Origin of the sequence: Kitasatospora sp. NPDC002227 (genome assembly GCF_040296285.1) — a bacterium.
Classification (GTDB): domain Bacteria; phylum Actinomycetota; class Actinomycetes; order Streptomycetales; family Streptomycetaceae; genus Kitasatospora.
Genome location: NZ_JBEOWY010000004.1, coordinates 157469 through 182976, shown reverse-complemented (window position 1 = coordinate 182976; position 25508 = coordinate 157469). Strand labels below are relative to the sequence as shown.

The following is a 25508-nucleotide window of genomic DNA, read 5'->3' as shown; positions in this document are numbered from 1 at the left end:
TCGGTGTTCACAACTGATCGAATCGAAACAGGGGGCAACGTCACCGCAATACTCCGTCAGTAACCGGCTGATTCACTCTGACCTGCGGGTTCATCTGCGAGAACTGATCAACCGCCGTCCGACCTCTGGACGACCGACCGTCCGGTCGCGTAGAACTGCTGCCCGAAGTTGTGTCAACTCCCCCTGCTACGAAGGCTTGTGATCATGTCGATGAGGTGCACGAACCGATTTCTCGGCGGTAGACGGTGATCCGGTACCTGGCCAAGCGGTTCGGCTACTACCTCGCGCTGCTGATCGCCGCGATCTTCCTGGCGTACGCCCTGGCCTCCTCGGCGCTCGGGCCGCGGACCTACTTCGAGGCCAAGCAGCCCCGGCCCTCCGCCGCCTCGGTGGACCGCCAGCTGACCGAGCTCAACATCAACGACCACACGCCGGTGGTCGAGCGGTTCGGCGTCTGGACCAGGAACCTGGTGGTGCACGGGGACCTCGGGCAGACCATTCACAACACCTCGGTCAACGAGGACTTCGGCCGACGGATCTGGGTCTCGCTGCGGCTGCTGCTGATCGGCAGCGTGCTCGGCATGGTGCTCGGTGTGGCGGCCGGGGCGTGGAGCGCGGTCAAGCAGTACCGGTTCTCGGACCGGGCGTTGACGCTGATCTCCTTCGTGCTGCTCTCCACCCCGGTCTTCCTGCTCGCGCTCTTCCTCAAGAACGGCGCGATCGCCGCCAAGGACGCCGCCGGGCACGACGTCGTCCCGTTCACCGGCTACGAGACCCCCGGGCTGACCGGTGGCATCGGCGCCCACCTCGCCGACTGGTCGCTGCACCTGCTGCTGCCGACCCTCTCGCTGGCCCTCGGCGGCCTGGCCGTCTACAGCCGCTACCAGCGCGGCACCATGCTCGACGTGCTCGGCTCCGACTACCTGCGCACAGCCGAGGCCAAGGGGCTCACCCGCAACCAGGCGCTGCTCAAGCACGGGCTGCGCACCGCGATCATCCCGATGGCCACGATGTTCGCCTACAGCTTCCTCGGCATCCTGACCGGGGCGGCCTTCACCGAGACCATCTTCGGCTGGCACGGGATGGGCGAGTGGTTCATCCAGGCGATCAACGAGCAGGACGTCAACTCCGTCGTCGCCGTCAACCTGTTCGCCGCCGTGGTGGTGCTGGCCTCCGGCTTCCTCGCCGACGTGCTCACCGCCGCCCTCGACCCGCGCGTCCGGTACTGAGAGGGCCCGCCACCATGACCGCCGTCCTCACCGAGGCCCCCCTGCCCGCCGCCCCCGCTCCGGCCCCCGCCGGGCGGCTGAAGATCGTGCTGCGCCGCCTGCTCGCCGCCAAGGGCGTGCTGGTCGGCTCCGTGATCGTGCTGCTGCTCTTCCTGCTCGCCTTCGGCGGGCCGCTGGTCACCAAGTGGGACTACGCCACCCCCGACTACCTGGCGCTGCGCCGGCCGCCCTCCGCCGAGCACTGGTTCGGCACCAACGGGCTCGGACAGGACGTGTTCGCGCAGACCGTCCGGGGTCTGCAGAAGTCACTGATCATCGGTCTGCTGGTGGCCGTGTTCTCCACCGTGGTCGCCTCACTGGTCGGCGCCTGCGCCGGGTACTTCGGCGGCTGGGCGGACCGGGTGCTGACCTTCCTGGTCGACCTGCTGCTGGTCTTCCCCAGCTTCCTGATCATCACCATCATCTCGCCCAAGCTGAAGGGCGCCGGCTGGGTCGCCTTCGTCTTCCTGCTCGCCGCCTTCAACTGGATGATCACCGCCCGGGTGATCCGCTCGATGACCCGCTCCCTGCGCGAGCGCGAGTTCGTCCGGGCCGCCCAGTTCATGGGCGTGCACAGCTTGCGGATCATCGTCCGGCACATCCTGCCGAACGTCGCCTCCTTCCTGATCACCGACGCCACCGTCGCCGTCGGCGGCGCGGTGATGAGCGAGACGGCGCTCTCCTACTTCGGCTTCGGCGTGCGCTCCCCCGACGTCTCGCTCGGCACCCTGCTCGCGGCCGGCACCGACCAGGCGCCGGTCTTCCCCTGGCTGTTCTACTTCGCCGCCGGCCTGCTGGTGCTCTTCGTGCTGGCCATCAACCTGATCGGCGACGGGCTGCGCGACGCCCTCGACCCCACCACCGAGGCGGCCCGGCCCGCCCGTACCGCTCGCACCGCCCGGACCATTCGGAGCAAGAAGTGACCACCGACCTCGACGCCCCCGCCGACCTGCTGACCGTGAGTGAGCTGACCGTCGACTTCGGGCCCGCGCCCGCCGTACGCGGGGTGGACCTCAGGCTGCGCCGCGGCGAGACGCTCGGCATCGTCGGCGAGTCCGGCTCCGGCAAGTCCGTCACCGCGCTCGCCGTGCTCGGCCTGCTGCCCGGCTCGGCCACGGTCAGCGGCTCGGTGCGGTTGGAGGGCCGCGAGCTGGTCGGCCTGCCCAACAGGGAGATCGCCAAGATCCGGGGCAACAAGGTCGCCATGGTCTTCCAGGACCCGCTCTCGGCCTTCACCCCGGTCTACCGGATCGGCGACCAGATCACCGAGGCGCTGCGCATCCACCAGCGCCTGGACAAGGCGGCCGCCCGGGCACGCGCGGCCGAACTGCTCGACCTGGTCGGCATCCCCGAGCCGGAGCGGGCGCTGGACAACTTCCCGCACGAGTTCTCCGGCGGCATGCGCCAGCGCGCGATGATCGCGATGGCGATCGCCAACGATCCCGACATCCTGCTCGCCGACGAGCCCACCACCGCCCTGGACGTCACCATCCAGGCCCAGGTGCTCGACGTGCTGCGGCGCGCCCAGCGCGAGACCGGCGCCGCACTGGTGCTGGTCAGCCACGACCTCGGGGTGATCGCCGGGATGGCCGACCGGGTCGCCGTGATGTACGCCGGGCGGGTGGTCGAGACGGCGGCCGTGGACGAGCTGTTCGCCCGCCCGCGCCACCCGTACACCCTCGGCCTGATCGGCGCCGTGCCGCGGCTGGACACCGACGGCGGGCCGCTGGTGCCGATCCCCGGCAGCCCGATCCCGCTCGCCGACCTGCCCGGCGGCTGCCCCTTCGCCGACCGCTGCCCGCTGGCCGAGGACCGCTGCCGGGTGGCCGAGCCGCCGCTGACCGGGGACGGCGACCACCTGGCGGCCTGCGTCCGGGCCGAGGAGCTGGCCGAGCGCGGGCCCGCCCCCGGCGAGGTCTACCCCCTGCCGGTGGTGCCGCCGCCCGCCGTCGCCGTGCCGCGCGAGGAGCGGTCCTCCGTGCTGGCCGTGAGCGGGCTCGGCAAGACCTTCCCGGTGCTCAAGGGCTCGGTGTTCAAGCGCAAGGTCGGCGAGGTCTACGCCGTGGACGGCGTGGAGCTGGACATCCGGCAGGGCGAGACGCTCGGCCTGGTCGGCGAATCCGGCTCCGGCAAGTCCACCACCCTGTTCGAGATCCTCCGGCTGGCCGCCCCGCAGACCGGGCAGATCGAGCTGCTCGGGCAGGACACCGCCTCGCTCGACCGGGCGGCGGCGCACCGGCTCCGGGCGGACCTGCAGATCGTCTTCCAGGACCCGATGGCCAGCCTCGACCCCCGGCTGCCGGTCAGCGACATCATCGCCGAACCGCTGCTCGCCCAGCGGGCGCCGCGCGAGCTCATCGCGCGGCGGGTTCCTGAGCTGCTGCGCCAGGTCGGGCTCGACCCGGCACACGCCGGGCGGTACCCGCACCAGTTCTCCGGCGGGCAGCGGCAGCGGATCTCGATCGCGCGGGCGCTCGCGGTGCAGCCGAAGCTGCTGGTGCTGGACGAGCCGGTGTCGGCGCTGGACGTGTCCGTGCAGGCCGGCGTGCTCAACCTGCTGCAGCAGCTCAAGGCGGAGCTGGGCCTGGCCTACCTCTTCGTCTCGCACGACCTCTCGGTGATCCGGCACCTCTCGGACCGGGTCAGCGTGATGTACCTCGGCCGCACCGTGGAGGCCGGCGCGGTGGACGCCGTCTTCTCCGCTCCCCGGCACCCCTACACCCGGGCCCTGCTCTCGGCCGTGCCGCTGCCCGACCCCGCCGCCGAGCGCGCGCGGACGCGTGTCCTGCTCGCCGGGGACCCGCCCTCCCCCACCGAACGCCAGACCGGCTGCCGCTTCCGCACCCGGTGCCAGGTCTACGCCGCCCTGGACGAGGGCCGTCGAGAACTGTGCGACGCGCAGGCGCCGGCCCTGACCGAGGCAGCACCGGGTGTCGATCACTCGGCGGCCTGCCACTACCCCGAAGGCTGATCCACTTGGCCCTGCCCCCACCCACGGCGGGCAGGTCCACCGTGGGTGGTAGCCGTCGCCGAGCAGCAGGGGCACCACCACCGCCCGACCGCTCAGGCCGTCCAGCACCTCGGCCACGGAGGGCCGTTGGTCCCGGCGGACCGGGGACTTCCGGCCCCGTACCACGGACGGTCGACCCGTAGCGCGGACCCTACCGTCCGTCAGTAGGGTCCGAGCCATGGACCCCACCGAAGAACTGAGCTCTCCGCGGCCGCCGGAGCCACCCCACGCACGGCCGGTCACGGCCCGGGCGAGCCTGGTCGCGGCCGGGGTGGCCGTGCTGCTGGTGGCCGCCATCGTGCTCGGCAGCCGGGGGCTGCGGGACTTCGACTCCGCCCTGGTGCCCTACGCCGTGGCCAGCGTCTTCCTCGCCTTCGGCGTGACCTACCGCTACGTGGTGTGGATCTCCGCGCCGGGTGCCCGGCGGCTCTTCCGCCAGGGCTGGCGGGCCGCGCTCTCCTGGGAGAACCTGCGCTCCGCCCCCACCGCCCTGCCCCGGCTGGCGATCACCTACCTCGGCTTCCAGAAGTTCCTCGGTGCCCGCAGCCACGCCCGCTGGGCCGCGCACCAGCTGATGTTCTGGGGCTGCCTGCTGGCCGCGGCCATCACCTTCCCGCTGACCTGGGGCTGGTTCACCTTCACCGCCTCCAGCGCCACCGGCCCCGGGTACGAGATGCGGATCTGGGGCTTCAAAGTGCTCGGCTTCGACTCCGGCAGCTTCTTCGGCTGGGCGATGTACCACGGGCTCGACCTCGCGGCCGTCCTGGTGATCGCGGGCGCCGGGTACTTCCTCTGGCGCCGCACCCGCGACCGCGAGGCGATCACCGGCCAGCGCTTCGGCTACGACTTCCTGCCGCTGCTCGCCCTGATCACCATCTCGGTGACCGGCCTGCTGCTGACCTTCTCCACCGTCGCCCTGCACGGCGGCGGCTACGAGTTCCTGGCCCTGCTGCACATGGCCTCGGTGGTGCTGACCCTGCTCTACCTCCCGTTCGGCAAGTTCTTCCACATCGTGCAGCGCCCGGCCGCCGTCGGCATGCAGCTCTTCAAGTACGTCTCCCGGCGCGGCCCCGCGGGCGAGGTCCACGCCTGCCGCCGTTGCGGCGAGCCGGTCGACACCGCCGCGTACGTGGCGAACCTGCGCGCCACCATGCGCGACCTGCGGCTCGACTACGACGAGTGGGCCGAGTACTGCCCCCGCTGCAAGCGCGTCCTGCGCGGCGGCGCCTACCTCTCCCAGGTGAAGCGAGGCTACCGATGACCGACCGCCTCGACCCCGTGATCGCCCCGCCCGGCACCCGCCGGTTCCGCGACGCGGGCGGCCTGCCGGCCGACGGGTGGCGGGCCGACCAGACCGGCGAGCACCTGGTGCCCACCCACTGCTGCTTCTGCGGGGTGCAGTGCGGGATGTACCTGCGGGTCAGCGAGGCCGGCAAGGTCTTCGGCGTCGAGCCGCGCAACCACGACATCAACCGGATGCGCCTGTGCCCCAAGGGCATCAACGCCTACCAGCAGGTCAACCACCCCGACCGCCTGACCGCCCCGCTCATGCGCCGCTCGCGCGAGGAGCCCTTCCGCGAGGTGAGCTGGGAGGAGGCGCTCACCTACACGGTGGAGGAGATCCGCCGGATCCAGGGCGCGCACGGGGTGGACGCCTTCGGGCTGCTCGGCGGGGCCAGTCTCTTCTCCGAGAAGACGTACCTGGTCGGCAAGTTCGCCCGGGTCGCGCTCAAGACCCGGCACGTGGACTACAACGGGCGGCTGTGCATGGTGAGCGCGGCCGGGGCCAACAAGCTGGCCTTCGGGATCGACCGGGCGGCCAACCCGTTCTCCGACATCCTGCAGACCGACTGCCTCTTGATCGCGGGCTCCAACGTCGGCGAGTGCTTCCCGGTGATGACCCAGTACGTCTGGGGCGCCCGGGACAGGGGCGCCAAGCTGATCGTGGTGGACCCGCGCGAGACGGCCGTGGCCCGCACGGCGGACGTGCACGTGGCGCTCAAGTCCGGCACCGACTCTGCCTTCTTCAACGCCGTGCTGAACGTGGTGATCGAGGACGGGCTCACCGACGAGGCCTTCCTCGCCGCGCACACCACCGGCTGGGCCGAGGTGAAGCAGACCGTCAAGGCCTACCCGCCCTCCCGTGCGGCCGAGATCTGCGGCGTCCCGGAGGCCCAGATCGTCGAGGTGGCAAGGCTGTTCGGCACCGCCGAGCGGGCGATGGCCTGGCACGCGCGCGGCATCGAGCACCACACCCAGGGCGTGGAGAACTGCCTGAGCGTCATCAACCTCTGTGTGGCGACGGGCAATCTGGGCAAGCCCGGCTGCGGCTACGGCACCATCACCGGCCAGGGCAACGGCCAGGGCGGCCGCGAGCACGGCCAGAAGTCCGACCTGCTGCCGGGCGGGCGCTCGATCAACGACCCGGAGCACCGGCGGCAGATCGCGAAGATCTGGGGCATCGAGGAGTCCCAGCTCCCGCAGGCCGGCACCTCAATGATGGAGATGGTCTGGCAGATGCAGCGCCGCGAGATCCGCGGCCTGATCGGGCTGTGCAACAACCCCTTCGTCTCGCTGCCCAACTATGCGGTGGTGAAAGACGGTTACGACACCCTGGAGTTCCACGCCCAGCTGGACTTCTTCCTCTCCGAGACGGCCGCCAACGCCCACGTGGTGTTCCCGATCACCACCTGGGCCGAGGACGAGGGCGTGATGGCCAACGCCGAGGCCCGGGTGGTCAAGCACAACAAGGCCCAGGAACCGCCCGAGGGCGTGCGCACCGACACCTGGGTGCTCTGCGAACTGGCCCGTCGGCTCGGCTACGGCGAGAAGTTCGCCTTCGCCGGCTCGCGCGAGCTCTTCGACGAGCTGCGGGTCGCCTCGGCGGGCACGGTGAACGACTACTACGGCATCACCTACGAGCGGCTGGAGGAGACCGGCGGCATCGCCTGGCCCTGCCCGACGCTCGAACACCCGGGCACGCCAAGGCTGTTCGAAGGCGGCCGGACGTACCACGCGGACGGCAAGGTGCACCTGCAGACCGTCGAGTGGCACCCGCCGGCCGACCCGTACGACGAGGAGTACCCGATGACGCTGACCACCGGGCGGACGGTCGCGCACTTCCTCTCCGGGAACCAGACCAGGCGGCTCGGCGGGCTGGTCGAGCAGACCCCGCGCCCCTGGGTCGAGGTGCACCCCTCGCACGGCTTCCGCAACGGCGAGCCGGTCCGGGTGACCACCCGGCGCGGCAGCCAGGTGCTGCCCGCGCTGGTGACGGAGGCGATCCGGCCCGACCACGTCTTCGTCCCGTACCACTGGCCCTACCCGGTGGCCGCCAACGCGCTGACCGTCGACGCGCTGGACCCGCGCTCGAAGATCCCCGAGTACAAGGTCTGCGCCGTCCGGATCGAACGGGCCGCCGAACTGGACGAGGTGCCCGCGCCGCCGACCCCGCCAGGCCGGGAGGCCTACCCGCAGGCCCAGGCCTCCCGCACCGACCCGCTGCCGCCGACCGCCCCGCAGGGGCGCGGCACCTCCGAGAGGGGCTGAGGCCCGTGCTGGGCAGGACGATCTTCATCGACCCGGGCCGCTGCATCGGCTGCCAGGCCTGCGTCTCGGCCTGCCGCGAGTGCGACTCGCACCGGGGCAAGTCGATGATCCACCTGGACTACCCGGACGAAGGCCGCTCGGTGGCCTCGCTGCCGAGCGTCTGCATGCACTGCGAGGACCCGGTCGCCCCCTGCGCCGAAGTCTGCCCGGCGGACGCCATCCTGATCACCGCCGACGGCGTGGTGCAGCAGGCCGACCCGACCCGCTGCATCGGCTGCGCCAACTGCGTCAACGCCTGCCCGTTCGGCATCCCCAAGATCGACCTCGAGGCCAAGCTGCAGATGAAGTGCAACCTCTGCTACGACCGCACCGCCTACGGACTGGCTCCGATGTGCGCGACGGTCTGCCCGAGCGGGGCGCTGTTCTACGGCACCTTGGAGGAGCTGCAGGCCGAACGGCCGGGGGTGGACGTCTCCACGATGTTCGCCTTCGGCGACGTGACGGTCTCCACCGGGGTCGCCATGGTGGTGCCCGCCGAGCGGCCCGGGAGCGTGCCGGGCGGGCTGCCGATCGTCGAGGTCAACGGGCAGCCGACGCCCGGGAACGGAGTGCCAGCGTGAACGAGCAGCCCGCGGACCAGGAGGCCCTGATCGACCGGATCAGCGCCGACTCGCTGACCACCCGGCGGGACTACCTGCGGATCGTGGCCACCGTCTCCGGCGGCCTGGCCGTCGGCTCGACGGTGGTCGCCGCCGGGGTGCTGCCCCGGCACGGGGACGGCAGCGCACCCCCGCTCAAGGTGGCCGACCGGCTGGCCCGAGGGCAGGCCGTCGCCTTCAACTACCCCGGCGAGCACGACCGGGCGATGGCGATCCGGCTGGCCGACGGCACCCTGGTCGGGTACTCCACCGTCTGCACCCACCTGGCCTGCGGCGTGCTCTGGCGCAAGGAGCGCGGCGAGGAGGGCGAGCTCTACTGCCCGTGCCACGAAGGGGTGTTCAGTGCCCGCACCGGCGAGGTGACGGCTGGTCCGCCGCCTCGGCCGCTGCCCAAGGTGGTGGTGGTCGAGGACGGCGGCGGCGCCGTCTGGGCGATCGGCACCGCCCGCTCCGGGGAGAGTGACGAGCGCGGCCTCTGCCGCCAACTCCAGGAGCGGGACCCCGACTTCGCGGCCCGCGCGGGCTGCGCGGCGATCCTGCGGGGCGGGGCGTCATGACCACCCCGGACCCGGTGCACTTCCCGCCCGGATACCACCCCGGCAGCGATGAACCCCGGCTCAACCGGCCGGTGGCCGAACGGTACCCGCAGATCCGCGCCACCAGCGGCTACGCCGACCCGCGCATCCGGCACACCGGGCCGGGCCCCGGCGCCGGGGGCGAGCACCAGCCCGAGCGCTCGGCCGCGCTGACCGCGCGGGTGCTGTTCACCATGACCGTGGTGATCGGCCAGCTCTGGGCCCTGACCGTGGCCACCAACGCCTGGATGAAGGGCGAAACCACCACCGCCTGGTGGTGCACCGGCTTCTCGGCGGCCTCCTTCCTGGTCGTGCTGGCGGCCTGGTGGATCTCCCCCAAGGACCGCTGACCTACTGACGAGGCAGGCAGAGTTGAGCACCACCGAAGAGAAGGCTCCCGAGCACCGGCGGGAGGACTACGGCCCCGGCCGGACGATCTCGGCCTGGGAGCCGGAGGACCCGGGCTTCTGGTCCGCAATCGGGAGCAAGGTCGCCGCCCGCAACCTCTGGGTCTCCGTGCCCGCCCTACTGCTCGCCTTCGTGGTCTGGCAGGTCTGGTCGGTGACGGTCGTCCAGCTGAGCAAGGTCGGCTTCACCTTCAGCGAGTCGCAGAAGTTCTGGCTCACCGCCGTCCCGGGCCTGACCGGCGGCACCTTCCGGCTCGTCTACACCTTCGTCGGCCCGGTGGTCGGCCAGCGGCGCTGGACGGCGCTCAGCACCATCGTCCTGGTCGGCCCGTTGCTCTGGCTGGGCTTCGCGGTGCAGGACACCTCGACGCCGTACGGGGTGATGGTGGCGATCGCCGCGCTCTGCGGCATCGGCGGCGCCAACTTCGCCTCCTCGATGGTGAACATCGGCTTCTTCTACCCCAAGGCCCGCAAGGGCAACGCCAACGGCATCAACGGCGGCCTGGGCAACCTGGGCGTCAGCGTGGTGCAGTTGGTCGCACCGCTGGTGATCACGGCGGCCGTGCTCGGCCCGCCGGCGGGCGGCTCGCAGCGGGAGAAGGACGGCACCGAGGTCTGGCTGCAGAACGGCGCCTTCCTGTGGATCCCGCTGCTGGTGGTGATGACCGCCGCCGCGTGGTTCCTGATGAACGACCTCAAGGTGGCCGCCGCGCCGTTCAGCCGCCAGAAGGTCATCTTCCGGCGCAAGCACAACTGGCTGATGACCGTGCTCTACGTCGGCACCTTCGGCTCCTTCATCGGCTTCGCCTCAGCGCTGCCCAACCTCATCAACACCACCTTCACCCCGATCGACTCCGCCTACTCCGCGACCAAGTACGCCTGGGTCGGCCCGTTCATCGGGGCGCTGACCCGCTGGCTCGGCGGCTGGCTCGGGGACAAGGTGGGCGGGGCGCGGTGCACGATGATCTCCTTCGTCGGGATGGCGGCCTCGATCATCGTGGTGATCAACGCGCTGCCCTCCGGTGGGAGCAACGGCAACTTCTGGCTCTTCTACGCCGGCTTCCTCTGCGCCTTCTTCTTCTCCGGCATCGGCAACGGCTCGACCTTCCGGCAGATCCCGGTGATCTTCCTCAACCAGCACCGGGCCACCGCCGGACCGGACCCGCAGGCCCAGGATGAGGCGCGCCACCAGGCCGAGATGGAGGCGGGGGCCGTCACCGGCTTCTCCTCCGCGATCGCCGCCTACGGCTTCTTCTTCATCCCGGCGATGTTCGCGCTCTTCCCGGTGACCAGCTCGCTCTGGGTCTTCGTCGGCTTCTACGTGATCTGCCTCGGCGTCTGCTGGTGGTTCTACGCCCGCCCGGGCGCCGAGGCCCCCAGCTGACCGTCACCCTGGGTGGCGCCGCCGCCACGATTCGGAGATCCGCGCGACATCGCGTACAGTCTCCCAGGTCAGCAGGCGCCGCTAGCTCAGTTGGTTAGAGCAGCTGACTCTTAATCAGCGGGTCCGGGGTTCGAGTCCCTGGCGGCGCACAGACAGGTCGAAGGCCCTTCGCTTCATGCGGAGGGCCTTCGGTCGTCTGGGCCGGTCGGGGGCAGTACTCGGCGCGTCGCTGCGGCAGGACTCGGTAGTTCGTCCACGGCCGGAACACTGGTCACCATGACCACCGATGACATCTGCGCGACGACCAGGAAACTGCTCCTCGACGACGAGCAGGAGGTCCAGCGCAAATCCGCTCAGCTGCGCGTGATCGAGGGGCAGCTCACGCACCTCGAACAGCAGACCAATCCTGACCAGGCTCAACTGCAGCTGTTGCGCAACCGGCGGGACGCCATGGCCAACCAGCTCCAGCTGCTGAACACGGACCTCGAAGGGCTCCGGCTCGACTTCGGGCTGGCCTGCCCGGGCCAGTGAGGCCGGCCCCGGCCGGTCAGCCGTCGTGACGGCAGGGGTAGGCCTGGGTCTCGCCGGTGGCCGGGGTGTGCTCGACGATCAGGCCGGGGCGGGCGCCGCGCCCTATCCCGGCGGCGGTGTGCACCAGCTCGCCGACCACCAGGGCGGCCAGCAGGTCGAGGTCTGGCTCGGCGGCCTCGGTGCAGGTGGCGGATCTGCCGCGGCGGGCGGCGGTGCAGATCACGCAAGGCGTGGTGCCGGGCGCCGTCCAGGGGCCGACCGAGACGGTGCCGCCCCAGCTGGCGACCGGGAGCTGGGCTCTGCTCTCATCAGTGGTCTCACCGTCGACCACCACCAGCACCTCCTCGGCCGGCTCACCCCCCGACTCCGCACCGGGCCAGCCCAGGGCCAGCTCACGGACCAGGGCCTGGGCCAGCAGCGAGTCGCCGACCACCACCGGCCGGAGTCTGCGCCAGGCCGCCACGGCCCCGGCGCCCGAGGCGTGCTGCCGGGTCGTCGGCGCCCACCGGCCGCAGAACCGCAGCACGCCCTCGCTGACGTCGGTGTCGGGGAACGCCGCCCGCTGCGCGGCGGCCAGCTCGGGGTCGACCGCCTCCCAGAGCCCGAGGGTCTGCAGCAGCTCGGCCTCCGGCTCCTCCGCCTTTCGGTGGCCCAGCAGTATCTCGCCCAGCCTGGTGCCGGCGCTGCCGCTGAACCGCCACGTCCGCGGACCGCCCGCCACCACGGCGCCGGTGGGGTCGTACTGCACGCCGAGACCGGCGGACGGCTGCCCCTCGGTGAGTCGGCCGGTGGCGGCCCTGGACACCGGCCGGGCGGCGGGCACCGACGGGGTCAGCTCCTCGGGCAGCAGCACCGGCGGGCGGCGCTTCGGCTTCGCACCCGTCGCCGTGCTCGGCGCGGCGGGTGCGGCGACCGTGCGCAGTTGATCAGCGGAGAACAGGGACACCATGGCCTCCTCGCAGGCTCTGACCGTCCAGATCGAAGGCGTACCACTCCCCCGGGCGGGTGGTGCCCAGCCGCCGGAGCAGCCCGACCGCCACCGCCGCGTGGTGCGGCAGGGCGCCGGTCGGCACCGGCCCGGCCTCTTCCGCCAGCGCGGCGTCACCGACCACGAGCCAGCCCGAGCGCTCGACCACCGCGAGCCGGGCCTCCGCCCGCCGCTCGCGGTCGACGAAGCAGTGCCCGGCCGAGCGCTCGGCCAGCAGGGCGCGCAGGTCGGGGTTGGGCACCACGACGGTGGCGGCGGGCGCGGCGACGGGGTGGATGATGATCACGACTCGGCCCCCACCGCGACCAGGCAGAGCGGCTGGGTGGGCAGCCCACCGCCGCCCGAGGCGAGGGCCAGCTCGTCGTAGCCGCCGCAGACCGTGACCGCCCGCAGGCCGAGCGCGGTGGCGGTGAGCAGCAGGCTCTGCGTCAACCGACCGGCCTCCAGCAGGGCCGACCGGGCGCCGCGCGGGCCGTACCGGAGGGTGCTGACCCCGGGGGCGGTGCCGAGCAGCAGCAGGACGGGCGCCTCCTCGGCGACCGTCGGCCGGTGCCAGGCGGGGCGGGGGGCGGCGTACGGCGAAGTGGAGAGCAGTGCCGCGGTGTCCACCGCCGGGCGGGGGGAGAGCGCGTGCTCGGCGGGCAGGTAGCGGTAGCTCCCGGCGGGGAGGCCGGCGACCCGGCGGACCACGACATCGAGCAGCAGCGGGTGGGGGGCGGCGGCCGATCGGCCCGGGCCGGGCGCGGAGGCCGGCGGGACCACCCCGGCGGCCAGGCCGAGCAGGGTGGCCAGGCGGGCCGCGTCGAACTCGCCGCCGCAGGCCTCGGGCCGGGCAGCCGGCCGGTCGAGCAGGCCCAGCAGCTCGGGCAGGGCCGAGACGGCCAGCGCCGCGTCCACCGCCGGGAGCGGAACCGGGCCGCCCTGGGGCGCCGCGGTGTGGTGGCCGGGCCGGGGGACGGCGTACAGCGGCGCCGGGGTGCGGTACCCGCCGGACGGCCAGGTGGGGTCGGACTCCCCCGCTTCCTCCAGGGCCTCGACGGGGACCAGGCCGCGTGGGCCGCGCCGCCGGTCGGCAGGCTCGGCGTGGCCCCGGGCGGCCTCGCCGCTCTCCCGGCCGGCCGGTTCGTGCTCGTGCTCGTGCTCGGGGGCAGAGTGCTCGGCGGCGGAGCGCTCGGCGGCGGTGCGTTCGACAGCTGGGTTTTCAGCGGCCGCAGGCTCCGCGTGCCCGTGCTCGGCGGGCGCGTGCTCGGTGGGCTCGGCTGCGCGGCGGGCCCGGGCGGCCAGGTGGGCCCGCTGGGTCAGCGACTCGCGGTGCGCCTTCACGGCGTGCAGGAACTCGCCGGTGGCGCGGGCGGTGCGGGCGCCGGGGTGCGGGGTGGGCTCGGTGCCGTCGGGGCCGAGCAGGCGGCCGGAGAGGGTGAGCCCGGCCAGCCAGGTGAGGAAGGACTCGTCGGCCACCGAGCTGCCGAGCCGGTTGGCCAGCATGTGCCACTGCCCGGTCAGCGCGGGCCAGGGGTCGCCCCCGAGCGCCTGGAGCCGCCGGGCGTAGTCGTGCACGGCCGCGGCCCAGCGGCCGGGCAGCCCGACGGCCGGCCCGGCCGACCGCTGAGCCGCCGCCCGCAGCCGCGCGACGGCGGCCCGGAACTGCTCGGGCTGCTGCTCGTACTCGTGCGCCGCCCGGGCCCGGGCGGCGGGGACGTCGACCCGGGGGGCGCCGGGCCGGGCGGCGGAGGCCAGCGCGTACCGGCGCAGCGAGGTACCGACGGTGGTCTCGTCGAAGCCGGCGTCGAGCAGCCCCGCGACCTGACCGGCGAGCAGGGCGAGTGCGGTGCCGGCCCGGGAGGCGCCGGCGAGGACCGCCGGGAGGGCCTCGGCGGCCAGCTCGCTGGAGTACTGGAACATGTCCTCGCCGAGCGGCATCGCCTCGGGGCCGCCGTACCGGGCCGTCTCGGGGCGGTAGCCCGGCCGGAGCACGGTGCCGGTGGGCTGCCAGCCGATCGCCTCGGCCGTGCGGCGGTTGCCGGGCCGGAAGCCGCCGTTCTGCAGTGGGAAGGCGGGGAAGGGCTCGGTGCCGGGGAGGGTGCCCGCCCGGACCGCCAGCCGCTGGGCCACCTCGTCGGCCAGCCCCGGCGCCGTGTCGCGCAGGCGGAGCCGGATGTGCGGCCCGCCCTCCCAGTAGCGCAGGGCGAACCAGCCGCTGGCCAGGCCCGCGCCGACGGCGCGGCGGCCCTCCTCGGCCGCGGCCAGGTAGAGGTGGTCGGCGGTGCTGCGGTCGCCGTGCGCGAAGACGTGCAGCGACTCCCACTCGGGCGCGATCGTGGTGGTGGACATGGGGCTTCCTCTGGAACGGCACAGGGGGGAATTCAGGAGATCGGACTCCGCTCCCTTCGACCGACCGGTGGCATATTCTTCGCACTCCTTCTCCGCAATCGTCAACCTTTTGCGAAATAGACGTGACAACTGTCAGATCCTGCCGGTGACAGACCGGCCAGCATGCACCCATGGACCATGACAACTGTCACGGAACCCGGCTCCGACGGCCCACGAAACCCCCTGCGGCCCGGCGGAGTTCACGGCGACCGGGGGCACCTCGTGACAACTGTAACGATGCATCAGCGACAAGTAACCCTGGGCGACCACCGGCCCCGGCGAATAGGATCGCGGCAGTTCCAGCCGACGCGTGCAGAACGGAGCATCGGAATGACGTCGACGGCCTCAGCGCGCGTCGGGAGAAATTCGTCCCGGCCTTTCGGCTTTCGCATTCCCTCCGCCGCCTACCGCCGCTCCGGGCGGTGAGGATGGCACGGTACGCACTCTGGCCCTTCCGCCCCGCCGCCTCGCCCGCGCCGCTGGCCGGCGCTCCCGCCCCGCTGGCCACCGTCGGCGCCCGGGCCGGCCAGCACCACGACCCGCGCCACGACCCGACCGGCCACCGGCTGAGCGCGCTCAGCACGCGGCTCCGCGAGGTCCGGGCGGCCGATCAGCACGCGCCGCTCTTCTCGCTGGAGCACGAGCTGCGGGCCGCCCTGCACGAAGTGCGGTTCTCCTCGCCGGACTACCGGCCGGTGTCGCTGAGCGCCGCGCTGGTGCGCACGGCCGAGACGCTGCGCGCGGTGGGGATCGAGCTGGAGGTCGCCGCCGCGCTGGAGACGGCCTCCGGCTGGGGCTCGGGCGCCGCCGGCTGGAGTCCGCGGGTCTGCGACGCGCTGGGCTGGGTGCTCCGCGAGTGCACCGCGAACATCCTGCGGCACAGCACCGCGCACCGGGCCTGGATCACCCTCACGCCGACGGCCGACGGGCTGCGGCTCGCGGTCGGCAACAACGGCGTGCCCCGGGAGCGCCCGGGCGGCCCGGCCACGGGCTCCGGGCCCGGAACCGGGAGCGGCATCCCCAGTATGCTGGCCCAGGTCTCGGTCATGGGCGGCACCCTGCGGGTCGACCGGACCGACACCCGCTTCGAGCTCGTCGCCGTTGTGCCGACCGGCCCCCGGCCGGGTGTCCCGGCCGCGGCGGGGAGTGCCTGAGGAGGAGGGGACGTCCAGTGATCACAGTGGTTCTGGCGGACGATCAGCGGATCATCGCGGACGCCCTGGGCCAGTTGCTGGCCCAGGAGAAGGACATCGACGTCCTGGCCGTGGTCGGTGACGGCGACCAGGCCCTGGCGGCGATCCGTCAGCACCGCCCCACCGTCGCCCTGCTGGACATCGACATGCCCGGCCAGGACGGTCTCGCGGTGACGGTCCAGGTCAAGCAGGAACTGCCGCAGTGCCGGGTGGTCATCCTGACCTCCTTCGGCCAGCCCGGCTACCTGACCCGTGCGCTGAACGCCCAGGCCGACGGCTTCGTCGCGAAGAACTCGCAGGTCGAGGAGATCATCGAGACGGTCCGCCAGGTCGCCGCCGGGCGCCGGGTGATCGATCCCGCGCTGGCCGTCACCGCGCTCACCGCCGCGCCCAATCCGCTGACCGGGCGGGAGCGCGAGGTGCTCGAGGCCGCGGAGCACGGCGCGCCGCTCTCCGACGTGGCCTCCCGGCTGCACCTGGCGCACGGCACCATCCGCAACCACCTCTCGGCCGCGATGACCAAGACCGGCACCCGGACCAGGGTGGAGGCCGCCAAGGCCGCCCGCGAGCGCGGCTGGCTCTGAGCCCCAGGGCCGGACAGGCCCTAAGAGATCCAGCCCGCCTCGCGGGCGATCCGGATCGCGTCGATCCGGTTCCGCCCGCCGACCTTGACCACGATCGAGGTCAGGTAGTTGCGCACCGTCCCCTCGGACAGGTGCAGCGTCCGGGCGATCTCCCCCACCTCGGCCCCCGGCGAGGCCAGCTGGAGCACCTCACCCTCACGGGCCGTCAGCGGGCTCTCCCGGCTCTCCCACACCGACATCGCCAGCTGCGGGTCGATCACCCGCTGGCCGGCGGCCACCGAACGGACGGCCGCGGCCAGCTGCTCCGGCAGCGCGTCCTTGAGCAGGTACCCGCTGACCTGGGCGTCCAGCGCCCGGCGCAGGGTGCCCGGGCGGCCCAGGCTGGTCAGCATCAGGGCACGGCAGGAGGGCAACTGCTCGGCCAGCTGCGCGGCGGCGGCGAGCCCGTCCATCCCGGGCAGGTCAACGTCCAGCACCGCGACGTCCGGCCGGTGCTCCAGCGCGGCGGGCAGGATCGCGTCCCCGCGGTCCACATCCACCACGACCTCGATGTCCGGCTCCAGCTGGAGCAGCGCGATCAGCGCACCGCGGACCATGTGCGCGTCCTCGGCGAGCAGCACGCGCAGCTTGCGCTCCGTCTGCTGAGGCTCGGCGGCCGGCTCCTGCAGCACCATCAGACGGCGACCTTCCGGGACAGCCGCCGCAGCGCCTTGAGCGGCTGCAGGTCCAGCCCGGGCGCCTGGGGCGCGGTCTCGACCGGCACGGTGGCGACCAGGTGGAACCGACCGTCCGCGCCGAGCCCGGCGCTGAGCGTGCCGCCCATCGCCCGGACCCGCAGCGTCAGGTTACCCAGCCCGCTGCCGCCGTGCGGATCGACCGCTCCGACCCCCGGCTCGACCCCGTCGTTGACCACCGAGAGCTGCACGCTGCCGCCCTCCTGCACCGCCTCGATGGTGCAGGACCGGACCCGGCTGTGCCGCAGCAGGTTGGTCATCCCCTCGCGCAGCACCGTCGCCAGCACGGTGTCCACCGCCGGCGGCAGCTCGCCGACCGAGACGGTGAGGGTGGCGTCCACCTCGGCCGCCCGCAGCACCTCGCGGGCGGAGGCGCACTCCTGCACCAGCGACATGTCCCGGTAGCCGCTGGCCACCAGCCGCACGTCGGCCAGGGCCTGGCGCGAGATGTCCAGCACCTCGGACACCTCCTCCCGGGCCCGGTCGGGGCTGGCGGGGAGCAGCCGGCGGATCAGCTCGCTCTTCAGCGAGATCGCGGAGAGGCTGTAGCCGAGCAGGTCGTGCAGATCCCGGGCGAATCGCAGCCGCTCGTTGGAGACGGCCATCCGGGCGAGTTCGCTGCGCGTCTCGTGGAGCACGGAGACCAGTGCCGTGAACCAGGAGATCCCGTACACGACGAGCCCGCCGAGATAGTTCGACTGGCCCATGTAAACGACCTCGACGGCCGGCATTCCGTCGAAAGCGGCGTAGACCGCCATGCTCAGGCCGGTCAGCCCGTAAAGGGACCATCCCCAGCGGGGCGGCAGGAGCAGCAGGCAGGAGCCCGCGAAGAATGCGCCCATACTGCCCCATTGCCAGTGGAAAACGATGAGCGGCAGATAGGTCAGCAGGGCCTGACTACCGAGCGTAATGACCCTGAGGCGAAGAGTCGCCCGGCGCATGCGGGGGTCGGAATGCAGGAACTGCAGCATGAAAATGAGCAGCACGCCGATCATGCCGACGGCAACCATCGGAATATCCCGAATCGATCCCAGGATATTGAGCAGCGTCATGACCAGATAGGAGAGGAGAACCGCGTAGAGGATCGCCTTGGCGAGCCTTGGGGCGAGCACATCCGCCGCATCCGCCAGTCGCTGCGGCGCCTGGTCGGGCTGACCATCCCTCATACCGGCTCCCATGGGTCCTACTCGACTCCGGACGGAGCATATGACATCGACCCCGCCCAAGGAAAGGATGATATCTCTATCCTTTCCGCCCCCCTGACCAGGGAAGTCAGTCGGAGCTGCGGCTAGACAAAAAGCGGGATCGGATTGAGCTCCTCGAAGAGTGTGGCACTCTTCACCCGGCCGAGCGCCACCGGTACGTCGTAGAGCCGCCCGGGCGCGAAGCGGGCCCAGAAGTGCCGCAGACCTGGCACGATCACCCGCACTACCGGCAGCCCTATGTCCGGTCTGGTCTGGTCGAGCACCAACAGTTCGAGGCCGTGACGCCTGGTCAGGGCGACGATGTCCTCGATGTCCTCCCGCAGATCGGTGCGCGGCCGGTACTCCCAGCTCCCGGGGCCGCGGGCGGGGACGGTCCCGTCCGGCCAGAGGTACGGCTGCCGGGCCACGGTCTCCTCGCGCCACCAGGAGCGGGCCGTCCGGTCCTCCACCAGGTAGCCGGAGCCGTCGGCTGTGGCATCCACCACAGCGGGCAGCAGCTGGCCGAGCTCGGTCAGGGCGCGCCGGAGCGCCACGGCCGGGTCGAGGTGGGCGCCGAAGCCGAAGAGGACGTCCTCGGCCGGCTTGTCGGTGCGCCGGGACAGTGCCGCCATCACCGGGATGCCCAGATCGGCCGTGAGGTCCAGCACCCAGACCTCGCGGTCGACCGAGCGGTAGCCCGCCAGCAGGGCGGCCAGCCAGGGCTCGGTGGGAGCGAAAGCGTCCAGGTCCACGGCGGGCTGCCGGGTGCGGTTGTACCACCAGAGCGCGACAGCGTCCCGCTCGACCAGCTCCAGGAAGCCCTGCAGGATCGCGTCCTCGACACTGCTGCCCGCGGCGGTGCCGTTGGAGTCCGCCCAGGGCAGGCCGTCGGCCTGCGCGGCGGCCGAGAAGTACAGCATCGAGGAGGGCAGCAGCCGGCGTTCGCGCGCCGTCAGCGACCAGACCGGGGTCCAGTCGATCACGCGCGTCTCGTCGAAGGGCGCGGGCACCTGCTGGGCGGCGGAGTCGGCGTGGACCGCGTTCCAGCGCTCCCGGTCCCGGTACTGGCGCTCGTCGAAGAGCTGGATCCGGGCGGGGTGCACGGCGGAGCCGCCGAGTTCGCGGTAGCTGGCCCGGACCACCGGCTCATCGCCCTGCCAGGAGCCGCTGTACCGCTCCACCGCCTCGCAGAGCGCGCCGGCCCTGGCCTCCACGTCGGTGAGCCCCTTGCCGCCGGACAGGGCCCGGAGCCCGGCCCGCAGGCCGCCGAGGCTGCCGGGGGCGAGGGCGAGGTTGTGGCCGGACAGGTAGCTGTGGGTGAAGCCGAGCCCGCGCGGTTCGCGGCGCAGCTCCTTGACCACACCGGTGACCGGGTCGACCAGGTGCCCGTACGCGGCGAGCACCCGCTCGGGCGGGAGCGCCCGGTGCCCCCCGGCGGTTCCGGGCGCCTTGGGGCGGCTGACCGGGGTGACCGGGCGGCGGACCAGCCGGGCCACCAGGGCGCCGTCGCCGCACTCGGGGCACTGCGGGCGGCGTGTCACCAGGTGCGCCCCGCCCTGCAGGGTGAGGGTGTCGAGGGTGTGCACCGCGTCCTGGCCCTCGTACCGGTGACCGGCCAGCCACTTCGCGGCCTCGAGCACGGCGGTCTGCAGGCCGAGAGCGCGCCCGGCCCCCAGCGAGGCCTCGGCCCGGGGCAGCGGGCGGACGGACGGGGGCGGGAACGGTCCGGCCACCGAGGTGGTGAGCGGCTGGGCGGGTGGCGCCTCCACCGGGTGGGTGCCCCGCGGCCGGGGCAGCCGGCCCTCGGGGAGGCCGGTGCCACGGTCGGCCGGCTGCCGCGCTTCGGCGCGCTGGAGCGCGGTCTCGGAGCGGCGGTGGCCGCGCAGCCGCGTCGCCAGGCAGTGCCAGCAGGCGTTCTCGCCGGGGCGGAAGACCGGGCCCGTCCACAGGTCGGGGCCGACCGGGCGGGCCAGCAGCCACGGGCGGCGGGCCAGGCGCTGGCGGGCGTCGATCTCGGCGAGCGCCGGGTCGAGGTAGTCGGTGCAGAGCACCAGGGTGAGCGCGGCCGAGCGGCCCGGGACGACCTTGAGGCCGGTCTCGCGGCAGGCCTGTTCGACCGCGGCCGCATCGAGGCCGCCGAGCGCCACCACGCGCACACCGTCCCGCGCGAGGTCGGCGGCGGCCTGGCCGCCGTTCAGTCCGGCCAAGTCCCAGTAGGCCTCGGCCGCCGGGTCGGGGGTCACGGTACGGGTGCGGACCAGGCCCGCGTCGACCAGCTCCCGCAGTCCGGTGATCGCCTGCTCGGGGGTCAGCTCCCCGGAGACGGCGGTGACCACCTCGGTGGCGGTGCGGGTGCCGTCCAGCAGCGGCGCGAGCAGTTCGGCCGGCCGGCCGCGCAGCGCGGTGACCGAGCGGGGCGACACCAGGTAGGCGGCCTCGCCCGGCACCACCCGGACCCGCAGGTGGGCCTTGAAGCCGAGCAACGCCTCGCTGAGCGCCGTGCTGTCGGCCGCACTCATGCCGCGCGCTCGGTCCCGCGAACCCCTTCGCTCCAGAAGCAGGCGGTGAACAGGGCCACAGCGGGCGGGAGTGCCCCGTCGAGATCCTCCAGGACGAAGGAGGGGTCGGTGGTGCGGGCGGTCCCCTCCACGGCCCGCACCACCGCTCTCCGCCCGGAGCGGCCCCGGGCGCCGGTCTCCAGGACCGGGGCGCCGGTGATCCCCAGATCGTCCAGCAGCAGGGTCTCCTTGCTCTGCTCCGTCAGCCCCAGCTCGCGCGAGGACTGGCCGGTGATCCCCAGATCGTCGAGCTGCGGCTCGTCGAAGGGGATGACGGACGACGGCCGGAGCTGCCGGGCCAGGGCGTCCAGCACCTCGGCGGCATCGGGGGCATACGGGTCTCCCGCCTTCGCGCTCCGGCTCCGGACCGCGACGGACGTGTTGGCATTCATATGTGTGTCCCCCAGATGGCGATGGCCCACTGCTCGGCAGGGCCGTGTCTCTGTGCTGCCGACGAGTGTTCCTGATGGTGGCCCTCGATCACCAGTTCATCCGTTCATCACTCTGGTATGAATTCCTCATACTTCTACCAATTACGGACTGTAGTCATCGCCCGGCCGGTCACCCCGGCTTCAGCGGCAGTCAAGGACCGCCCTGGCCACCACGTCCGGCCGGTCGTACATGACCAGGTGCCCGGCCGGGGCGGCGATCCGGAAATCCCCGCCGAGCAGGGCGGCCAGCTCGCGCTGGCGGGTGAGCCAGCGGGCGGCGGAGCGGGTGCCGCGGGCGCGGTCGGCGGCCAGGACGGTGACCGGGACGGCGGGCAGCGGGTGGCGGGCGCGCAGGGCGGCGAGTTCGGCGGCCTGGTCGAGGTAGCTGGTGTTCTCCCGCAGGGCGGCGCGCAGCGCGCGGGTGGGGCGGTAGCAGCGGCGGACCAGCGACTCGGGGGCGAGGTCGGCGTGGCAGGCGGTGCTGGCCCGGGCGACCAGCCGGCGGCCGGGCGGGCCGAGCAGGTACGGCAGGGCGAGCGCCCCCGCCGCGGCGGCCAGCGCCCGGGCCGCCTGGTCGCGCAGGCCCGGGGCCGGGCGCGGCCGGGGGCGGGGCTCCACACTGGCGTCGACCAGGACCAGACCGGCCGTCCGGACGGGGTGCAGCCGGGCGAAGGCCTCGACGTGGAAGCCCGCGAGCGAGTGGCCGACCATGGTGCAGGGCCCGGCCAGGCCGAGGGTGTCGAGCAGCAGCGCGATCCGCTCGGCCTCCCCGGCGGCGGTCGGGGCGGGCCGGGCGGGGGCGCTCAGCCCGTAGCCCGGGCGGTCGAAGCGGAGCACCGTGCGGTGCGGGGCGAGCAGCCGGACCACCGGCTCCCAGTCGAACCAGCTCATGCCGAGCCCCCCGCTCAGCACGCAGACCGGGCCGCTCCCCTCCCGCCGCACGTGCACCGCGCTGCCGTCGATCCGGACGAAGCGCTCGCTCACCGCTCGGGCACCTCCCGGGCCACCGAGACGGCGAGGACGGCCAGGCCCACCGCGACCAGCAGCACCTGCAGCCGCTGGCCGGCGCCGAGCGCCCAGGTGCCGCGGCCGACCTGGAAGGCCCCGATGGCGGCGAGGCTCCAGGCGATGGCCAGCAGTTCGGCGCCGAGCAGCCACGGGCCGAGCCGGGCGTAGCCGGGCCAGCGGCGGTAGCGGCGGGCCGCGACGGTCAGGGCGGCCAGCGCGCCGAGGGCGCCGACCATGGCCAGGGTGCTGCTGACGGCGTGGGCGGTGTGGGTGGCGGGCACCAACCCGGCGCTCTCCCGGGCCGCGCACTCCGGGTCCTGGGTGGGCCGGCAGCTGAGCGGCAGCCGGGAGTCGGCCACCGTGGCCGCGCCGAACAGCGCCAGTGCCGACCAGCCGGTCACCGTCCAGGGCCGCCACCGCGAGGTGCTCAGCGCCAGCACGGCGGCCGCGAGCACGGCGCTGCCGGCCGCGAGGTCGGTGGCGCGGAACACGCCGCCGAGCGGCTGGTCCTCGGCGGCAAGCTCGCTCACGTACGCCTGGACCGGGTCGAGCCCGGTGGCGATCACCAGTTCCAGCACCCAGGCGGTGTACGCGAGCGCGCTGAGCAGCAGCAGGGCGGCGGTCGCGGTGGGGGGCCACGGGCGCGCGGGGCGGGTCACGTACCCACCCTAGAGTGAGGTATCGGCCGCAACCGGGACAGAACGACCGGCGTGGTGCGGGGTACCCCTGCGGACCGTGTATTGTTCTCCAGGTCAGCAGGCGCCGCTAGCTCAGTTGGTTAGAGCAGCTGACTCTTAATCAGCGGGTCCGGGGTTCGAGTCCCTGGCGGCGCACAGACAGTCTGAAGGCCCTTCGCTTCTCGCGAAGGGCCTTCAGACGTTCCCGGGGCGTTCAGGTCAGGGCCGGAGGCGGCCGGGTCAGGGCTGGAGGCGTTCGGTCAGGGCCGGAGGCGGCCGAGTCAGGGCTGGAGGCGGCCGGCGAAGCGGCGCTCGAAGCCGTCACCGGTGTCGGCAGTCACGGTGTAGTCGTAGCGGCCGGCCGGGGTCGGCGCGAGCACGGCGGTCGCGGTGGCGCCGGGGGCGACCGTGAGCCGCTGCGGGGCCTGCCCGGCCGGGGCGCCGAAGGCGGTGTTGGCCGAGACGTTGAAGGCCACCGGCTTGGCGCCCTGGTTGGCCAGAGTGAGATGCAGGCCGCCCGGCTGCTCGACCGAGCTGATCTCGGGGTGGGCCTTGGCCGGATCGGTCCAGGTGCGGACATCGCCCTTGAAGCCGCGCAGGAACCCGTCCGGGCCGTGCGCGTCGATGTCGTACGGGCCGCCGCTGACGCCCAGGGCGCTGAAGTAGTCGCTGACCTGGCCGCCGACCGGCAGGGTGTACTGCCAGGCGCCGAACTTGCGGAAGTTCACCGTGTACATCGAGATGCCCGCGCCGAGCGAGCCCAGGTTGTCCAGCGTGATCCAGAGCAGGCCCTTGGCGGTGTCGGTGCGCGAGGAGGAGCCGAAGCGGTAGCCGGTCGGGAGGGCCGGGCGGTCGCCGGGCTCGATCTCGGGAGCGTGCTGGACCAGCGGCGGGAAGAGCGGCGGCAGCAGCTTCTTGTCCTGCTCGGCGAGGTCGGCCAGCAGCTTCTTGGTGTCGGGCAGGGCGGGGAAGGTGCGGCCCGCGGTGGTGAAGTCGAAGGCCGACATCAGGTCGCCGCAGACAGTGCGCCGCCAGCCGGAGATGTTGGGCTCGCGCACGCCGGTCCAGTTCTCCAGGAAGCGCAGCACCGAGGTGTGGTCGAACACCTCGGAGCAGACCTTGCCGCCCCGGCTCCACGGCGAGATCACGATCATCGGCACCCGCGGCCCGAGCCCGATCGGCGCGCCGCCGATGAACTCGTCCGGCGTGCCCTCGGGCGCGGTCGGCGGCACCACGTGGTCGAAGAAGCCGTCGTTCTCGTCGTAGTTGAGCAGTACGACCGTCTTCGCCCAGACCTCGGGGTTGGCGGCCAGCGCCTGGAGCACATAGCTGGAGGTGAAGTCGGCCCCGGCGGCCGGCGGGTGGTTGGGGTGCTCGGACTGCGCCTCGGGGGCGACCACCCAGCTGACGGCGGGCAGGCGGTTGTTCGCCACGTCCTGGGCGAAGTCGTCGGCGCCGCGCCGGGCCATGCCGTTGACGTACAGCGGGGAGTCCTGCGGGGCGGTCTGGAAGGACTTGAACCAGGCCAGGGCGTTGTCGTCGTAGTTGTCCTGCTGCTGGTAGACCTTCCAGGAGATGCCCGCCGCCTGCAGCCGCTCGGGGTAGGTGGTCCAGGTGAAGCCGGACTTGCTGTTGTCGGTGACGGGGCCGCCGGCCAGGCCGTGCGGGTCGATCGTGCCGGACCACAGGTAGAGCCGGTTCGGGTCGGTCGAGGCCATGGTGGAGCAGAAGTACTGGTCGCAGAGGGTGAAGGCGTCGGCCAGGGCGTACTGGAAGGGGATGTCCTGGCGGCGGTAGTAGCCCATGGTGTACCAGGTCTTGGCGGGGATCCAGTTGCTGTACTGGCCGTTCGCCCAGGCGCTGTGGGTGCCGCCCCAGGAGTGGTCGAGATCGAAGATGCGCTGGGCATCGCTGGTGGCGGTGTCCAGGTGCCAGGGCTGCAGGGTGGTGCCGCCGACGGTGCCGAGCATCCGCTGCTTCAGCACGTCCGAGCCGCCGGGGAAGCGCACCCGGGAGGTGTCGCCGTAGCCGCGCACGCCGTTCAGGGTGCCGAAGTAGTGGTCGAAGGACCGGTTCTCCTGCATCAGCACGACGACGTGCTCGACGTCGTCCAGGGTGCCGCTCGCCGCCGGGGCGGCGAGGGCCCGCTGGAGCGTGCCGGGCAGGGCGCCGACGCCGAGCGCGGCACCGGAGGCGACGGCCGAACCCAGCAGGGCACGGCGGGAGATCGGGGACATGGAGGTCTCCTGACGAGGGCTCATGGTTACCGGTGGGTAGGGATGATTCCAGCGGCAGGTGTCCCTGGGAAGGCCTCGGAACGGTCCTCGAGATGTACAGACAGGTCGGCCGAAACCCGTCACCTCGCACTCGGACTCGAATCGGGACAAGAGTCCCTGAA

22 protein-coding genes and 2 tRNA genes are annotated in these 25508 nt (G+C 73.0%); 14 read left to right on the top strand and 10 right to left on the bottom strand.

The genetic code is table 11. From position 1 onward, the window contains the following. The first annotated feature begins 245 nt into the window (after positions 1-245). From ABT095_RS05780 to ABT095_RS05730, 11 genes are all read left to right on the top strand, one after another. Positions 246-1229, top strand: a complete 984-nt coding sequence (locus ABT095_RS05780) for an ABC transporter permease (RefSeq protein ID WP_350528011.1) — start codon at positions 246-248, stop codon at positions 1227-1229. 14 nt (positions 1230-1243) lie between these two features. Next, positions 1244-2191, top strand: a complete 948-nt coding sequence (locus ABT095_RS05775; RefSeq protein ID WP_350528010.1) for an ABC transporter permease — start codon at positions 1244-1246, stop codon at positions 2189-2191. Next, complete coding sequence (locus ABT095_RS05770) at positions 2188-4239, top strand: ABC transporter ATP-binding protein (RefSeq protein WP_502884822.1); 2052 nt, start codon at positions 2188-2190, stop codon at positions 4237-4239. Before ABT095_RS05775 ends, ABT095_RS05770 begins: the two co-directional genes overlap by 4 nt. A gap of 217 nt (positions 4240-4456) precedes the next feature. Further along, positions 4457-5539 (top strand): MFS transporter, encoded by a 1083-nt coding sequence (locus ABT095_RS05765; RefSeq protein WP_350528009.1) that lies wholly within the window; start codon positions 4457-4459, stop codon positions 5537-5539. Beyond that, positions 5536-7827 (top strand): molybdopterin oxidoreductase family protein, encoded by a 2292-nt coding sequence (locus ABT095_RS05760; protein ID WP_350528008.1) that lies wholly within the window; start codon positions 5536-5538, stop codon positions 7825-7827. The genes ABT095_RS05765 and ABT095_RS05760 overlap by 4 nt, the downstream gene beginning before the upstream one ends. Before the next feature lie 5 nt (positions 7828-7832). Next, positions 7833-8447: a 4Fe-4S dicluster domain-containing protein gene (locus ABT095_RS05755; RefSeq protein WP_350528007.1), complete on the top strand. Its 615-nt coding sequence runs from the start codon at positions 7833-7835 to the stop codon at positions 8445-8447. Continuing rightward, positions 8444-9043: a QcrA and Rieske domain-containing protein gene (locus ABT095_RS05750; protein ID WP_350528006.1), complete on the top strand. Its 600-nt coding sequence runs from the start codon at positions 8444-8446 to the stop codon at positions 9041-9043. Before ABT095_RS05755 ends, ABT095_RS05750 begins: the two co-directional genes overlap by 4 nt. Further along, the gene (locus tag ABT095_RS05745) at positions 9040-9411 is read left to right on the top strand and encodes a hypothetical protein (protein ID WP_350528005.1); all 372 of its coding nucleotides are present in this window, start codon (positions 9040-9042) and stop codon (positions 9409-9411) included. Before ABT095_RS05750 ends, ABT095_RS05745 begins: the two co-directional genes overlap by 4 nt. A 22-nt stretch (positions 9412-9433) precedes the next feature. Continuing rightward, on the top strand, positions 9434-10852 hold the full coding sequence (locus ABT095_RS05740; RefSeq protein WP_350528004.1) for a NarK family nitrate/nitrite MFS transporter: 1419 nt from the start codon (positions 9434-9436) through the stop codon (positions 10850-10852). Between the two features lie 75 nt (positions 10853-10927). Next, positions 10928-11001, top strand: a tRNA-Lys gene (locus ABT095_RS05735). Positions 11002-11128: 127 nt separating this feature from the next. Then, positions 11129-11383: a hypothetical protein gene (locus tag ABT095_RS05730; RefSeq protein WP_350528003.1), complete on the top strand. Its 255-nt coding sequence runs from the start codon at positions 11129-11131 to the stop codon at positions 11381-11383. Between the two features lie 16 nt (positions 11384-11399). On the opposite strand, the gene ABT095_RS05725 is transcribed toward ABT095_RS05730, so the two are convergent. The 3 genes from ABT095_RS05725 to ABT095_RS05715 are packed head-to-tail and all read right to left on the bottom strand — an operon-like array spanning position 11400 to position 14702. Beyond that, the gene (locus tag ABT095_RS05725) at positions 11400-12332 is read right to left on the bottom strand and encodes a hypothetical protein (RefSeq protein WP_350528002.1); all 933 of its coding nucleotides are present in this window, start codon (positions 12330-12332) and stop codon (positions 11400-11402) included. Further along, complete coding sequence (locus ABT095_RS05720) at positions 12310-12657, bottom strand: hypothetical protein (RefSeq protein ID WP_350528001.1); 348 nt, start codon at positions 12655-12657, stop codon at positions 12310-12312. The genes ABT095_RS05725 and ABT095_RS05720 overlap by 23 nt, the downstream gene beginning before the upstream one ends. After that, complete coding sequence (locus ABT095_RS05715; protein ID WP_350528000.1) at positions 12654-14702, bottom strand: thiopeptide-type bacteriocin biosynthesis protein; 2049 nt, start codon at positions 14700-14702, stop codon at positions 12654-12656. Before ABT095_RS05715 ends, ABT095_RS05720 begins: the two co-directional genes overlap by 4 nt. A 467-nt stretch (positions 14703-15169) precedes the next feature. Between ABT095_RS05715 and ABT095_RS05710 the strand changes: the two genes are divergently transcribed. After that, the gene (locus ABT095_RS05710; RefSeq protein WP_350527999.1) at positions 15170-15895 is read left to right on the top strand and encodes a sensor histidine kinase; all 726 of its coding nucleotides are present in this window, start codon (positions 15170-15172) and stop codon (positions 15893-15895) included. Between the two features lie 17 nt (positions 15896-15912). Continuing rightward, entirely contained in the window at positions 15913-16518 is a 606-nt protein-coding gene (locus ABT095_RS05705) for a response regulator (protein WP_350527998.1), read from the top strand. Between the two features lie 20 nt (positions 16519-16538). On the opposite strand, the gene ABT095_RS05700 is transcribed toward ABT095_RS05705, so the two are convergent. The 6 genes from ABT095_RS05700 to ABT095_RS05675 all read right to left on the bottom strand — a co-directional run bounded on the left by ABT095_RS05700 (position 16539) and on the right by ABT095_RS05675 (position 23092). After that, positions 16539-17192 (bottom strand): response regulator transcription factor, encoded by a 654-nt coding sequence (locus tag ABT095_RS05700; RefSeq protein WP_350527997.1) that lies wholly within the window; start codon positions 17190-17192, stop codon positions 16539-16541. Beyond that, on the bottom strand, positions 17192-18418 hold the full coding sequence (locus ABT095_RS05695) for a sensor histidine kinase (RefSeq protein ID WP_350527996.1): 1227 nt from the start codon (positions 18416-18418) through the stop codon (positions 17192-17194). The genes ABT095_RS05700 and ABT095_RS05695 overlap by 1 nt, the downstream gene beginning before the upstream one ends. A 122-nt stretch (positions 18419-18540) precedes the next feature. Then, a complete protein-coding gene (locus tag ABT095_RS05690) occupies positions 18541-20955 on the bottom strand; it encodes a TOMM precursor leader peptide-binding protein (protein ID WP_350527995.1) in 2415 nt (804 codons plus the stop codon). Continuing rightward, positions 20952-21386 carry a hypothetical protein gene (locus ABT095_RS05685; RefSeq protein ID WP_350527994.1) on the bottom strand — a complete coding sequence of 145 codons (435 nt, stop codon included), beginning with the start codon at positions 21384-21386 and terminating at the stop codon, positions 20952-20954. Before ABT095_RS05685 ends, ABT095_RS05690 begins: the two co-directional genes overlap by 4 nt. Before the next feature lie 180 nt (positions 21387-21566). Further along, the gene (locus ABT095_RS05680; protein WP_350527993.1) at positions 21567-22409 is read right to left on the bottom strand and encodes an alpha/beta fold hydrolase; all 843 of its coding nucleotides are present in this window, start codon (positions 22407-22409) and stop codon (positions 21567-21569) included. After that, a complete protein-coding gene (locus ABT095_RS05675; protein WP_350527992.1) occupies positions 22406-23092 on the bottom strand; it encodes a DUF998 domain-containing protein in 687 nt (228 codons plus the stop codon). The genes ABT095_RS05680 and ABT095_RS05675 overlap by 4 nt, the downstream gene beginning before the upstream one ends. A 100-nt stretch (positions 23093-23192) precedes the next feature. On the opposite strand from ABT095_RS05675, the gene ABT095_RS05670 reads away from it, so the two are divergent. Continuing rightward, positions 23193-23266, top strand: a tRNA-Lys gene (locus tag ABT095_RS05670). A 125-nt stretch (positions 23267-23391) separates the two neighbouring features. On the opposite strand, the gene ABT095_RS05665 is transcribed toward ABT095_RS05670, so the two are convergent. Next, complete coding sequence (locus ABT095_RS05665) at positions 23392-25347, bottom strand: phosphocholine-specific phospholipase C (protein ID WP_350527991.1); 1956 nt, start codon at positions 25345-25347, stop codon at positions 23392-23394. Between the last annotated feature and the right edge of the window lie 161 nt (positions 25348-25508).